Consider the following 13,651-nt stretch of genomic DNA (forward strand, 5'->3'; position numbering starts at 1 on the left):
ACTACGTGGCGTCGAAGGGCGACGCGGAACTCGAGCGCAAGACCGTCACGTTCACCCGCGACACGCAGGCGCCCGCCAACCGCCGCCGGCGGATCAAGGACCGCGGCATCTACTACCGCATCAACGCCGGCGCCTACACGGGCTGGTGGGTCGGCGAGGTCTACCCGAAGTCGTACCTCATCGGCGAGTACCTCCCGACCGTCTGCCACCCCAACCGGACGCTCACCTTCCCGGCGGCCACCCAGGTGACCTGCTACCTGCTCGGCTCGGACGGCAAGTTCGGCACCAGCCGCACCGTCAGCTTCGCCAACCCCTCGAACGCCCCCTTCGACCGGCGCTCGATCGTCAACGGCAGGCCCATGTACCGGATCGCGGCCGGGTCCCTCACCGGCTACTGGGTCTGGGGCGGCGACGTCGTCAGGGACGGCAGCTAAAGCCCGCAGACGGCGAAGCGCCCGCCACCGCTGGACGCGGTGGCGGGCGCTTCGCGGAGCACCGCAGGGCCGCTAGGCCTTCTTGGTCTCCCAGAAGATCTCGGCGATCTGGTCGATCTTCGCCAGCAGCTCCTCGGCGACCTTCGGGTCGGCGGAGCCCTTGGCGCCCGAGGCGCCGGCGAGCTTCGTGGCCTCGTTGACGAGGGTGTGCAGCTGCGGGTACTTCTCGAAGTGCGGCGGCTTGAAGTAGTCCGTCCACAGCACCCACAGGTGCTCCTTGACGAGGTTCGAGCGCTGCTCCTTGATGATCAGGGCGCGGGTGCGGAACTCAGGGTCCTCGTTGGCCTGGTACTTCTCGCAGATGGCCTTGACCGACTCCGCTTCGATGCGGGCCTGGGCCGGGTCGTAGACCCCGCACGGCAGGTCGCAGTGAGCGGAAGCCGTGACCTGCGGCAGCAGCCGCTTGAACAGAGGCTTGAACATTCGCCCCTCCAGCTTCCTTCAGTGGGTTGTGATTCCACCGCCGACACTACCTCTCCCAACGCCCGTTTTGGTCGGCCCCCTAGAGTTGTCTGTGCGACACGGCTGCTCACAGAACGCCATGGTGGACAGTGAATTCAACGAGACGGAGGTCAGCCCCGATGCTCGCCGCTTACGCCCGCGCAGTGAACCCCGACGACCCGTTCGAGGCCCTCTCGGTGGGTGAGATCGAACCCCCTGCGGTGCCCGAGGACTGGATCCGGGTCGAGATGGTCGCCGCGTCGATCAACCACCACGACCTCTGGTCGCTCGCCGGCGTCGGCCTGCGCGCCGAGCAGACGCCGATGATCCTCGGGACCGACGCCGTCGGCCGCACCGCGGACGGCGAAGCGGTCGTCGTCTACCCCGTCATCGCGGACGCCTCCATCGAGGACGAGACCCTCGACCCCAAGCGCACGCTCCTCTCCGAGCTCCACCCCGGCACGCTCGCCGAGTACGTCTCCGTGCCCGCCCGGAACCTCGTGCCCGTGCCGAAGGGCTGGTCCGCCGCCGAGGCCGCCTGCCTGCCCACCGCCTACCTCACCGCCTGGCGGATGCTCACCGGCCGCGGCCGCCTCGGCGCCCGCGGCGACGCCGCCGACAGCGCCGTCCTCGTCCAGGGAACCGGCGGCGGCGTCGCCACCGCCGCGATCGTCCTCGCCAAGGCCCTGGGCGCCCGCGTCTACGCCACCGGCCGCGACGCCGAGCGCCGCGAGCGGGCCGCCGGTCTCGGCGCCGTCCCGGTCGAGGCCGGCGGGCGCCTGCCCGAGCGCGTCGACGTCGTCGTCGACTCCGTCGGCGCACCCGTCATGGAGCACTCGATCAAGTCCCTCAAACCCGGCGGGCGCCTCGTCAACTGCGGCGTCACCGGCGGCCCGGTCGCCGAAGTCGACCTGCGGCACGTGTTCTTCAAGCAGCTGGAGATCGTCGGCTCGACCATGGGCACCCTCGACGAGCTGCGCGAACTCATCCTCTTCTGCGCCGAGAGCGGCGTCAGGCCCGTCATCGACTCGACCCACGCCCTCGCCGACGCCGAGCAGGCTTTGCGCCGCCTGGCCTCGGGCGACGCGTTCGGGAAGGTCGTCGTCACCGCCTCCTAGCGCCCGGACAGCGTCGTAAGTACGACAGTCGGACCGGTTTCTGGCGGGTTCGCCCTCCGGCCGGCCCCTCCTGCCCTCACCCTGTAATGGATGTCACCTACGGGTCGGTTCACGGCCCCGGACATCGCCGAGCGCCCTGACGACACGGGCGCCGAAGGCAGGGGAGAAGCGGCCATGTCGGTACTGGGACGGGTCGGCGGCGGCGTCAAGGCCGCGGCCGGGAGCATGTGGGCAGTGACGAAGAAGCTCCTGGGCAGGATCGCGATCGCGGCGCTCATCACGGTCGTCGCCGTCGCCCTCGCGAAGAACGGGGAGAGCTCGGCGGCGGAGTCCGCCGGCCTCGCGGGGAGCCAGGCCCGTCCCGTCGCCGCGCAGCACGCGATCCTGTCCGAGGGCTGGACCCGCGAGCAGGACCTGTCGTGCACGTACGCGGTGAAGGCCACGTTCGGGGTCTCGGTCTTCACCGAGGCCGACATGGGGGCGCGGCGCCTGCTCCGCCTGCACAACAGGACCGAGGTCAACGGGGCGTGCGCGCCGACCCAGGGCGGCAGGACCATCGGCTGCGCCGGCCTGCGCTGGGAGACCGACTGGATCCGCGTCCAGTCCGGCGACACGGTCGGCTACAGCCCGGCCTCGTGCCTCGTCAAGGAGGGAGTTCTATGACGGGACCGACAGCGACGGCAGTGCCGGAGTGAGCGGGACCCGGAGGAGCACGCGGGGACCGCTGTAGGAAACGGAGCGGCGGGGCCCGGCAGGCGACCGGGCCCCGCCTCCATGCGTGCGCCTACTTCAGGCCCACGCCCGCGACGCCGTTCACGATCTGCTTCTGGAAGATCAGGAACACCACGAGCAGCGGCAGCGCCCCCAGGATCGCGGCGGCCATGTTCTGGGCGTAGAACAGGCCGTAACCGCCCGAGACGACGCCCAGGCCCACCGGCAGCGTCATCATCGACGGGTCGGTCGCCACCAGCAGCGGCCACAGGAAGTTGTTCCACGAGCCGATGAACGTGAAGATCGCGACCGCGGCCATGATCGGCCCCGACAGCGGGACGATGACGCTCACCAGCACCCGCAGGTGCCCGGCGCCGTCGAGCTTCGCGGCCTCCTCGTAGTCGCGCGGGATCGCGTCGAAGAAGCGCTTCAGGATGAACACCATGACCGGCGCCACCACCTGCGGGAGCGCCAGGCCCCAGTACGTCCCGGCGAGTTGCAGGTCGTTCACCAGGTCGAACAGCGGGATGATGAGCGCCTGCCCGGGCACCATGAGCCCGGCGACGATCGCCCCGAAGATGACGTTCTTCCCCGGGAAGTCGAAGCGCGAGAACCCGTACGCCGCGAGGACGCACAGGAGGAGCGTCAGCACCGTGACGATGGTCGAGACGATCGTCGAGTTGATCATCCACGTGAGGTGGTCCCCGCGCTCGAAGAGCGTCCGGTACCCGTCCAGCGACCAGTCCTGGGGGATCCAGTGGATGTCCTGGCCGAGGCTCGCCTCGGTCTCGGTCTTCAAGGACGTGGACAGCGCCCACAGGAGCGGGAGCAGCCACAGCACGGCCAGCGCGGCCGCCGCGACGTAGACGATGACGGCGCCGACCGTCGGGCGCCTGAAGCGCCGTTTGACGACGCGCCGCTCGGACGGCGCGGTCGCGGGCTTGTCGAGCACTGCGGTCATGTCAGTCCTCCTTTCGGGAGAACAGCCGGAACTGGACGATGGAGACGATGAGGATGAGCACGAAGAGCACGTAGGACAGCGCCGACGCGTAGCCGATGCGGTAGCCCTCGAAGCCGGCGATGTAGATGTAGTGGATGGCGACCTCGGTGGCGCGGTTGGGGCCGCCGGCGGTCATGAGGTACATCTGGTCGAAGATCCGCAGCGAGGCGATGAGCTGCAGCACGATGACCAGGCCGGTGGTGCGCTTGAGGAGCGGCAGGGTGAGGTGGGCGAGCTGGCGCCACCAGCTCGCGCCGTCGATGCTGGCGGCCTCGTAGACGCTCGGGTCGATCGTCTGGAGTGCGGCCAGGTACAGCAGGAAGTTGAACCCGAGGGTCCACCAGACGGTGGTGATGACGACCGACCACATGGCGGTGGTCTCGCCCTGGAGCCAGATCGTCGGCGTCGCGGCGTCCTGGATGCCCAGGAGCTGGAGGTAGTGGTTGAGGAGGCCGCCGTCGGGCTGGTAGATCCAGATCCAGATCATGGTCACGACCGACACCGGCACGACGAACGGGGCGAAGAACGCCATCCGCAGGAACCAGCCGAGCTTCCTGGCGCGGTTCACCAGGAGGGCGAGGACGATCGCGAGGACGACCAGCGGCGGGGTCGAGTAGAGGGTGAACTCGGCGGTGTTCCAGAGGGCGGACCAGGCGCGTTCGTCGCCGAACGCCTCGGTCCAGTTGTCGAGCCCGATCCAGGACGCGGGGCGCCCGGTGAGGCTCTTGTCGGTGAAGGAGTAGTACAGGCCGAGGAAGGTCGGCCAGACGAGGAAGAGGGCGTAGAAGGCGGCGAAGGGCAGGACGAACCAGAGTCCGGTCCACGACTTCTTCTTGGCGCCTGCGGGGTTCGGGGGTCGCGTCATCGCGGCCGGCGCTTCGGCGGGCGCCTCGGTTTTCACTGTCATCGGAGTTCCTATTGCAACGTTTCAGTCGACCGGATTGGGGAGGGAGAGCAGGGTTTCGATCCGCTCCTTGATGGTCGCGAGGGCGACATCGGGGGTCATGGCGAGGCCGTAGACCTGGTTGAAGATCGAGCCGGTCTCGTCGAACAGGCGCGCGGCCGATCCGGAGAACCACGCGTCGGGGTCGAACTGGACGTTCTGGACGACTCCGGAGTACTCGGCGTTGGGTTGCAGCGCTTGGTACTCGGCGCCTTCGGTGACGGGCAGGTAGGCCGGGGTGTGGCCGCCGCCCTCGCCCCAGCGGAAGCTGTGCTGGAGCATCCAGGAGGCGTACTCGATGGTGGCCTCGCGGACCTCGGGGTCCCAGCTGTTGTGGCGGGGGAGGACGTAGGAGTGGCAGTCGCCCTGGGTGCGGCGGTTGCCGAAGAAGTTCGGCATCTCGGTCATCGAGAAGTCGAGGCCCTGCGCCTCGTTGAAGGCGCGGAAGCGGTTGATCTCCCAGTTGCCGACCTGGACGAACGCGGCGGAGCCGTTCTCGAAGTTGGCGGCGCACTGGCCGCCGTCGGCGAAGGTGGGGCACAGCCCTTCCTCAGCCATGCGGTACATGACCTCGATGGCCTGGAGCGCCTTGTCGTCGTCCATCTCGTAGTCGCCGTCGGTGAAGGTCATCTCGCCGTCGGCCTGCCGGTACCAGGCCCAGAACTGGCGCCAGCCGCCGAGGGTGTCGAGGGAGGTGCCGTACTGCCCGGTGAGCTCCTTGGCGGCGCGGAGGAGGTCGAAGTACTCCTCGACGCTGGTGGTCTCGAGCAGCGTGCCGTCGGGGTTGAGGGCGCCGATCTGCTCGCACATCGTCCGGTTGTAGTAGTTGACGAGGGCGTGCGTGTCGATCGGGATGGCGTAGAGCTCGTCGTCGACGAAGCACTTCTCCCAGATCTTCTCGGGGAAGTCGGCGGGGTCGAGTCCGTGCGCCTGGAGCTCGTCCACGGTGATCGGGTCGAGGAGGGTGGCGGGTGAGACGCTCTTGAGCCGCGAGAGGTGGATGGTGGCGATGTCGGAGGCGTTGCCGCCGGAGGCGCCCATGACGAGCCGGGTGTAGAACGGCGTGCCCCATCCGAAGGTGGTGGCCTCGAGTTCGATGTCGGAGTGCTCGGAGGAGAACTGGTCGTGCATCTCCGTCATGACCGCGCCGTCGGCGCCGGCCAGGAGGTTCCACTGCTTGACGCGGGTCTTGCCGCTCAGACCGCCGCTGACCGACCCGCACCCGGCGAGGCCGATCCCGGCGGCCGCGGCCGTGCCGGTGAGGAGTGCCCGCCTGGAGAGGGACCCAGGTGGCGAGGGATGGTTCGGCATCTATGCATCACTCCAATGTGATCTTTGTCGTTGCGGCCCGGGTGAGGGGCGGGCCGTGGAGCCATTGTTACCGTTCTCATCCATCGAGTCAAGAGTGCGGACGAATAGAAAACGCTATCTTCTGCAACGTTGTGGAAACGTCCCCGACTTACAGCGCCCCCGAGAACGCCGGAAGGGGGAGGCCGACGGCCTCCCCCTTCCGGGTCTCGTTGCGTCAGTCGCTTACTGCGGCTGCGGGATCGCGACGTCGATGAGCGCCTGCTGCTCGACGTCGTGGACCTTGGGCGAGCCGGTGGACGGCGCGGCCGCGGCGGGGCGCGAGATGCGGCGCAGGTGGACCCCGCCGAGCTGCTCGAGCAGGTTGAGCGCGATGAACGACCACGCGCCCTGGTTCGCCGGCTCCTCCTGGACCCAGGCGGTCTCGACGGCGTTCGGGAACGCGCCGAGCGCGGCCTTGAGCTCCTCGGCCGGCAGCGGGTAGAGCTGCTCGACCCGCAGGATCGCGGTGTCGGTGACGCCGCGGGCGGTCCGGGCCGCGGCGAGGTCGTAGTAGACCTTGCCGGAGCACAGGAGGACGCGCTTGACGTTCTCGGGCCGGATCTCGCCCGAAGCGAGCGCCGGGTCGGTCAGGACCGGGCGGAAGCGGCCGCTGGTGAACTCGTCGAGCTGGCTGACGGCGGCCTTGTGGCGCAGGAGCGACTTCGGCGTGAAGACCACGAGGGGCTTCTTGACCGGGTCGAGGCCCTGGCGGCGCAGCAGGTGGAAGTAGTTCGCCGGGCTCGTGGAGTTGACCACGCGCATGTTCTCGTCGGCGCACAGCTGCAGGAACCGCTCGATGCGCCCGGAGGTGTGGTCCGGGCCGGCGCCTTCGTGGCCGTGCGGCAGCAGCAGGGTCACGCCGGAGTGCTGGCCCCACTTGGCCTCGCCCGAGGAGATGAACTCGTCGATGATGGTCTGGGCCCCGTCGACGAAGTCGCCGAACTGGGCCTCCCACGCCACGAGCATCTCGGGGTTCTCCACCGAGTAGCCGTACTCGAAGCCGAGCGCGGCGAACTCGCTGAGCAGCGAGTCGTAGATGAAGAACTTCGAGGTGCGCTCGCCCAGGTGCGCCAGCGGCGTGTACTCCTCGCCGGTGGCCTGGTCGATGACGACCGCGTGGCGCTGCACGAAGGTGCCGCGGCGCGAGTCCTGGCCGGCGAGGCGGACCGCCTTGCCCTGCATGAGGAGCGAGCCGAACGCGAGGGTCTCGGCGAACGCCCAGTCGACGCTGCCCGAAGTGGACATCTCGCTGCGCTTCTCGAGGACCTTGCGGACCGCCTTGTGCGGGGTGAACCCGTCGGGGAGCGTGGTGTGGGCCTTGCCGATCATCGCGATCGTCTCGGCGTCGACGGAGGTGTCGATGTCGGCGACCGGCTCGGGCTGGTGGCGCCACGGCAGCGGGCCGGTCTGCCCGGCCAGGGCCTCCTTGGTCTCGCGGAAGACCCGTTCGAGCTGGGCCTGGTAGTCCGCGAGCGCCTCCTCGGCGTCCTCCATGGTGATGTCGCCGCGGCCGATGAGCGCGCGGGTGTACAGCTTGCGGACGGACTGCTTGCCGTCGATGACCTGGTACATCTGCGGGTTGGTCATCTTCGGGTCGTCGCCCTCGTTGTGGCCGCGGCGCCGGTAGCAGACCATGTCGATGACGACGTCCTTGCGGAACTGCTGGCGGAACGCGAACGCGAGCTTGGCGACCTCGGCCACGGCCTCGGGGTCGTCCCCGTTGACGTGGAAGATCGGCGCCTGGATCATGCGGGCGACGTCGGTGCAGTACAGGCTCGACCGCGAGTGGGTCGGCGCGGTCGTGAAGCCGACCTGGTTGTTGACGACCACGTGGACGGTGCCGCCGGTGCGGTAGCCGCGAAGCTGCGACAGGTTCAGGGTCTCGGCGACCACGCCCTGGCCGGCGAACGCGGCGTCGCCGTGGATGGCGACCGGCATGACGGTGAAGCCGTCCTCGCCGAGGTTCAGGCGGTCCTGCTTGGCGCGGACGACGCCTTCGAGGACCGGGTTGACGGCCTCGAGGTGGGACGGGTTGGCGCACAGGGAGACCGTGGTCTCGCCCTTGCCGTCCGGGGAGGTGAACTTCCCGGTCATGCCCAGGTGGTACTTGACGTCGCCGGAGCCGCCGATGCTCTTGGGGTCGATGTGCCCCTCGAACTCGGTGAAGATCTTGGAGAGCTTCTTGCCGACGATGTTCGCCAGGACGTTCAGGCGCCCGCGGTGGGGCATGCCGATGACGACCTCGTCGAGCTCGGCGCCGGCGGCCTCGTTGAGGATCCGGTCGAGCAGCGGGATGAGCGACTCGCCGCCTTCGAGGCTGAACCGCTTCTGGCCCACGAACTTCGTCTGGAGGAACGTCTCGAACGCCTCGGCGGCGTTGAGCCGCCCGAGGATGTGCTTCTGCTCCTCGACCTTCGGCTTCTCGAACGGCACCTCGATGCGCCGCTGGAGCCAGGAGCGCTCCTCCGGGTCCTGGATGTGCATGTACTCCACGCCGATGCGCCGGCAGTAGGAGTCGCGCAGGACGCCGAGGATGTCGCGGAGCTTCATGCGCTGCTGGCCCGCGAAGCCGCCGACGGGGAAGGTCCGGTCCAGGTCCCACAGGGTGAGGCCGTGCGACAGGATGTCGAGGTCGGGGTGGCGGCGGATCTCGTAGTGCAGCGGGTTCGTGTCGGCCATCAGGTGGCCGCGGACCCGGTAGGCGTGGATGAGCTCGATGACCCGGGCGTTCTTGTCGATCTGGCCCTCGTGGGTCTTCGACACGTCGCGGACCCAGCGGACCGGCTCGTACGGGATGAGCAGCGAGCGGAAGACCTCGTCGAAGAAGTCGTCGCCGAGCAGCAGCCGGTGGAGCGTGGCCAGGAACTGGCCGGACTCGGCGCCCTGGATGATCCGGTGGTCGTACGTCGACGTCACGGTCATGATCCGGGAGACGCCCAGGTCGGAGAGGGTCTCGTCGGAGGCCCCGGCGAACTCGGCGGGCACCTCCATGGCGCCGACGCCGACGATGAGGCCCTGGCCCTTCATCAGCCGCGGGACGGAGTGGACGGTGCCGATGCCGCCCGGGTTCGTCAGCGTGAGCGTCGCCCCGGCGTGGTCCTCCATCGTGAGCTTGTTGTTGCGGGCCTTGCGGACCAGGTCCTCGTACGCCTGCCAGAACTCGCGGAAGTCCATGGTCTCGGTGTGCTTGATGGACGGCACGACGAGCGTGCGGGTCCCGTCGGGCTTGGCGAGGTCGATCGCGAGGCCGAGGTTGATGTGCTCGGGCGTGACGAGCTGCGGCTTGCCGTCGACGACCTTGTAGGACGCGTTCATGCCCGGGTGGGCCTTGACCGCCTGCACCAGCGCGTAGCCGATGAGGTGCGTGAAGGAGACCTTCCCGCCCTGGCCGCGCTTGAGGTGGTTGTTGATGACGATCCGGTTGTCGAACAGGAGCTTCGCGGGGACCGCGCGGACCGAGGTGGCCGTCGGGATCTCCAGGGAGGCGTCCATGTTCTGGGCCACCTTGGCGGCGATGCCCTTGAGCGGCTTGGTCACCACGCCTGCGGAGCCGTGGGTCTGCTCAGCGCCGGGTTCGTTCACGGGGGTCGCCTTCTCGGTCTCGGGTGCCACGGCAGCGGCGGGGGCGGGTTCGGGCTTCGCCGGGGCGGCCGCGACGGGCTCCGGCTTCGGCGCAGGGGCGGGCTCGGGGGCCGGCTCGGGCGCGGCCGGGGCCGGTGCGGCCTCCGCCTGCACCGGGGCGGCCCGCTTCGCCCCGTTCTCGTCGCTGAGCTGCGTGGTCGTCGGATCGCCCCCGAAGAACTCGCGCCAGCCGGCGCTCACACTGTCGGGATTTTCGCGGTAACGCTCATACATCTCGTTGACCAGCCACTCATTGGCACCGAAATCGGTCAACGGATTGCCCGGAGTCGCACTCGACACGACTGAATCGCCTCTTCTTTGACGCTGCGTGGACGGGGACGGCAGTCCCCGGACTCAAGGGTAACCGGGGGGAGGAGCTGGTGTCGTACCGGCAACGCCGTTGCGGGTCCGATCACTCGGACCGGGGCGAATGCGCTGCGCAGCAGGTGGATGCGGGTGAACGTCTCGTTCACCACACCTCCTGTCCGCGGGCCTATCCGGCCGCGCTGCGCTCCTTGCCGGAGAACGTCTCGGTGGGCTCTTCGAGGAGCTCTTCGGCGCCGACGACGGTGAAGAGGCGGGTGATGAAGCGGTTGGGGTTGACGACGGCCAGCACGACGCCCATCTCGCGGGCGATGCGGTAGGCCACCACGATGGTGCCGATGCCGGTGGAGTCGAGGACCGTCACCTTGGCGACGTCGACGCGGATGGCGGTGGCCCCGCCGGCCTCGAGGGCGTTGGTGATCGTCTCGCGGATCTGGGGCGCCGTGGCGTAGTCGACCTCGCCGGCAAGCTCGACGGTGACGACACCGGTGTCGGTTGTGGCGGTCTCGATAGACAGCGTCATATTGCGATCCTCGCCCCTGTTGGGATCCTTGCCCGAGCACACCTGCCGTACTCGGCTGGAGCACAAAGTCTATCCGACGGCCACGGCGCAGGACAGCTCGCGCGCGCCAGATTCCCGCATAGCCACGCACAGTTCCGAAAAAGGTCACACGAACGTGTCTCGTCCCGGTGCGGTGCGTCACCGCCGCGGCCGCGTGGGGCCCGCCGCAGCCGCTTGGCGCGCCCCGGCCTCGGGCGTATGCTTCGCATCACCTGCGACCTGCGGAGCACCGGCTCGCGCGCCGACCGGCCCGCCCCGACCCTGAAGATGAGGCCATGCCGCTTTCGACCAGCCAGCCGAGCGCCGAGACCGAAGCGACCCTCCTGGTCGTGGAGGACGACGAGAACATCTGCGAGCTGCTCGCCACGTCGCTGCGGTACGCCGGGTTCGCCGTCCACGCCGTCGGCACCGGCGACGAGGCGCTCCGCTCGATCGCCAGGCACCGCCCCGACCTGGTCGTCCTCGACGTGAACCTGCCCGACTTCGACGGCTTCGAGGTGGTGCGGCGGATGCGCTCGGGCTCGGACCACACGCCGGTGCTCTTCCTGACCGCCCGCGACGACACCGCCGACACCGTCACCGGCCTGTCGGTCGGCGGCGACGACTACATCACCAAGCCGTTCGCGCTCGAAGAGGTCGTCGCCCGCATCCGCGCGGTCCTGCGCCGCTCGTCCGGCGAGCTCCCGCGGCCCTCGCGCCTCCAGTACGCCGACCTGGAGCTCGACGAGGAGACCCACGAGGTGTGGCGCGCCGGCAAGGCCGTGCAGCTCTCGCCCACCGAGTTCAAGCTGCTGCGGTACTTCATGATCAACGCCGGGCGGGTCCTGTCGAAGGCGCAGATCCTCGACCACGTGTGGCGCTACGACTTCCGCGGCGACGACGGCATCGTCGAGTCCTACGTCTCCTACCTGCGCCGCAAGGTCGACACCGGGGAGCCGAAACTCATCCAGACCCTCCGGGGCATCGGCTACGTCCTGCGGGAGCAGCATCGTTGAGCGCACCGCGCGTCCTGGAAGGCGTCCGCGACAAGTGGGACCGCACCCCGCTCCGGGTGCGGCTCACCGCCGCCGTGCTCGTCCTCGTGGCGGGCTCGCTCAGCCTCATCAGCGTCTCGACGATCCTGGCGCTGCACTCCTACTTCCTCGGCACGGTCGACGAGGAGCTGGAGACCCAGCTCCTGTCCTGGAGCCCGGAGACCTTCGACCCCGACAACATCGAGGACTCCGACGACACGCCGGGCCTGCGGCCCCAGCAGTACCTCTTCAGCGTCCTCTACGGCGAGGGCAACCGCCTCGACCGGCCCACCGACCGCCCCGACTACCCGGTGTTCGACTACGACGACCTGGTCAGGGCCGACGGCGAGGCGTTCACGGCCCTCTCGGCCGACGGCATGACCCGCTGGCGGGTCCTGGGCCTGCCCGGCTCGGAGGTCGGCACGAACGACCCCGACTACGACCCTGAGGAGCACAACCTCCAGCCCGACGCGTACTACGTGCTCTCGTACAAGCTCGCGCACTTCGACAAGACCGTCGCCGGGCTCGTGTGGGTCGACCTGCTCATCGGCGCGGGCGTGCTCGCGGGGCTCGCGGCGATCGGCGTGGGCCTGGTCCGCGCGAGCCTGTCGCCGCTGCGGCAGATCGAGAACACCGCGGCGATGATCGCCGCCGGGAACTACTCGCGCCGCGTGCCCGAGCACGACCCGGCCACCGAGGTCGGCCGCGTCGGCCGCGCCATCAACTCGATGCTCACGAAGGTCGAGGGGGCCCTCCGCGCCCGCGAGTACTCCGAGCAGCGCGCGCACGACTCGGAGGAGCGCATGCGCGAGTTCATCGCCGACGCCTCCCACGAGCTGCGGACGCCCCTGACGAGCGTGCGCGGCTACGCCGAGCTGGTGCGCGCGAACCCGCAGATGCCCGAGGCCGACCGGCAGCACTACATCCGCCAGATCGAGGAGGCCGCCAAGCGCATGGGCCTGCTCGTCGGCGACCTGCTGCACCTGGCCCGCCTCGGCCAGGAGCGCCCGGTCGAGACCGAGCCGGTGGACCTGGCGCCGCTCGCGCACGAGGCCGTCACCGCGCACGCCGTCATGGCCGAGGACCACGAGTTCAGCTTCGCGTGCGCGCCCGGCGCCGCCACGGTCGTCGCCGCCGACCGCGCCCGGATGCGGCAGGTCCTCGACAACCTCCTGTCGAACGCGCTGCGGCACACGCCCGCGGGCACGCACGTGCGCGTCGAGCTCGCCTCCGAGGACGGCACGGTCCTGCTCACCGTCGCCGACGACGGGCCCGGCATGGAGCAGGAGACGGCCGACCGGGTCTTCGAGCGGTTCTTCCGCTCCGACGCGGTCGTCCACCCCGGCTCGGGCCTCGGCCTCGCGATCGTCGCGGCCATCGTCAAAGCCCACGGCGGGACCGTCCAGGTCGCGTCCCGGCCCGGCGAGGGCACCACGTTCACGGTCCGGCTCGCCGCCGAGCCGACCGACGACCCCGAGGCCCCGGCGCCGGACCGAATCCTTGGGAATCTCTGAGGTCCGCGTCCCCGCTCTTCCGGGACCAGCACCGACCCGACCCGTCTGACCAGTGCGTCCGCAACGATCATCATTAAAGGGTTTTAAGGCGTTTTCGCAGCGGGCCGAGAGCTGGGGCCTGCATGCTGCCATACATGAGCAACACTGAGAGCACCGAGGGCCCCGAGGGGACCGAACCGCAGGGCCCCGACGGGGCTCCGCACCCCCGGGCCGCGCACCCCCGGGCCGCGCATCCCCAGGCCGCGCAGCCGGCCCCTGATAGCGAGCCCGCCGCACCTCCCGCCCCGGCATCACCGTCCGAGGCGGCACTCTCCGAGGCGGCGCCGTCCGAGCGCCCCCCGGAGACCCGGTCCGAAGCGTCTGACGGCCTGCCGCAAGGGCACGCCGCCGCCGAGCACCCCGAACCCGAGCCGAGCCTGCCCCCGGCCGCACCCGCCGCCCCGGCGGCCGCGCCGTCCGGGCACCAGCAGGTCCCGTACCCGGCCGCACACCCGGCCCCGCAAGGCCACGCGACCGACCAGACCCGCGTCCTGCCCGCGGGCGCGCCGGCACCCGCCCCG

10 protein-coding genes and 2 pseudogenes are annotated in these 13,651 nt (G+C 69.9%); 6 read left to right on the forward strand and 6 right to left on the reverse strand.

Annotated features, from left to right (window positions below; all coding sequences use genetic code 11):
- Nucleotides 1-434 (forward strand): annotated as a pseudogene (locus GFD30_RS26480) (D-glucuronyl C5-epimerase family protein); the annotation flags it as partial.
- Between the two features lie 72 nt (nucleotides 435-506).
- Here the strand turns inward: GFD30_RS26480 and sodN are convergent.
- On the reverse strand, nucleotides 507-917 hold the full coding sequence (gene sodN / locus GFD30_RS25300; RefSeq protein ID WP_153027927.1) for a superoxide dismutase, Ni: 411 nt from the start codon (nucleotides 915-917) through the stop codon (nucleotides 507-509).
- A gap of 158 nt (nucleotides 918-1,075) precedes the next feature.
- Between sodN and GFD30_RS25305 the strand changes: the two genes are divergently transcribed.
- Nucleotides 1,076-2,053 carry a zinc-binding dehydrogenase gene (locus GFD30_RS25305; protein WP_153027928.1) on the forward strand — a complete coding sequence of 326 codons (978 nt, stop codon included), beginning with the start codon at nucleotides 1,076-1,078 and terminating at the stop codon, nucleotides 2,051-2,053.
- Between the two features lie 90 nt (nucleotides 2,054-2,143).
- Nucleotides 2,144-2,716 carry a hypothetical protein gene (locus GFD30_RS25310; protein WP_153027929.1) on the forward strand — a complete coding sequence of 191 codons (573 nt, stop codon included), beginning with the start codon at nucleotides 2,144-2,146 and terminating at the stop codon, nucleotides 2,714-2,716.
- Nucleotides 2,717-2,837: 121 nt separating this feature from the next.
- On the opposite strand, the gene GFD30_RS25315 is transcribed toward GFD30_RS25310, so the two are convergent.
- The 5 genes from GFD30_RS25315 to GFD30_RS25335 all read right to left on the reverse strand — a co-directional run bounded on the left by GFD30_RS25315 (nucleotide 2,838) and on the right by GFD30_RS25335 (nucleotide 10,525).
- Nucleotides 2,838-3,725, reverse strand: a complete 888-nt coding sequence (locus GFD30_RS25315; protein WP_153027930.1) for a carbohydrate ABC transporter permease — start codon at nucleotides 3,723-3,725, stop codon at nucleotides 2,838-2,840.
- A gap of 1 nt (nucleotide 3,726) precedes the next feature.
- Nucleotides 3,727-4,671 (reverse strand): carbohydrate ABC transporter permease, encoded by a 945-nt coding sequence (locus GFD30_RS25320; RefSeq protein ID WP_153027931.1) that lies wholly within the window; start codon nucleotides 4,669-4,671, stop codon nucleotides 3,727-3,729.
- 21 nt (nucleotides 4,672-4,692) lie between these two features.
- Entirely contained in the window at nucleotides 4,693-6,018 is a 1,326-nt protein-coding gene (locus tag GFD30_RS25325; RefSeq protein WP_153027932.1) for an extracellular solute-binding protein, read from the reverse strand.
- A gap of 222 nt (nucleotides 6,019-6,240) precedes the next feature.
- Nucleotides 6,241-9,978: a multifunctional oxoglutarate decarboxylase/oxoglutarate dehydrogenase thiamine pyrophosphate-binding subunit/dihydrolipoyllysine-residue succinyltransferase subunit gene (locus tag GFD30_RS25330; RefSeq protein ID WP_322633614.1), complete on the reverse strand. Its 3,738-nt coding sequence runs from the start codon at nucleotides 9,976-9,978 to the stop codon at nucleotides 6,241-6,243.
- Nucleotides 9,979-10,171: 193 nt separating this feature from the next.
- Nucleotides 10,172-10,525 (reverse strand): STAS domain-containing protein, encoded by a 354-nt coding sequence (locus GFD30_RS25335; RefSeq protein WP_153027934.1) that lies wholly within the window; start codon nucleotides 10,523-10,525, stop codon nucleotides 10,172-10,174.
- Nucleotides 10,526-10,839: 314 nt separating this feature from the next.
- On the opposite strand from GFD30_RS25335, the gene GFD30_RS25340 reads away from it, so the two are divergent.
- The 3 genes and pseudogenes from GFD30_RS25340 to GFD30_RS25350 all read left to right on the forward strand — a co-directional run.
- Complete coding sequence (locus tag GFD30_RS25340) at nucleotides 10,840-11,559, forward strand: response regulator transcription factor (protein ID WP_153027935.1); 720 nt, start codon at nucleotides 10,840-10,842, stop codon at nucleotides 11,557-11,559.
- Nucleotides 11,556-13,091: a sensor histidine kinase gene (locus tag GFD30_RS25345; RefSeq protein ID WP_227997088.1), complete on the forward strand. Its 1,536-nt coding sequence runs from the start codon at nucleotides 11,556-11,558 to the stop codon at nucleotides 13,089-13,091. Before GFD30_RS25340 ends, GFD30_RS25345 begins: the two co-directional genes overlap by 4 nt.
- Before the next feature lie 134 nt (nucleotides 13,092-13,225).
- Nucleotides 13,226-13,651 (forward strand): annotated as a pseudogene (locus tag GFD30_RS25350) (hypothetical protein); the annotation flags it as partial.

The sequence above is a fragment of the Glycomyces albidus genome, assembly GCF_009451885.1.
Classification (GTDB): domain Bacteria; phylum Actinomycetota; class Actinomycetes; order Mycobacteriales; family Micromonosporaceae; genus Glycomyces; species Glycomyces albidus.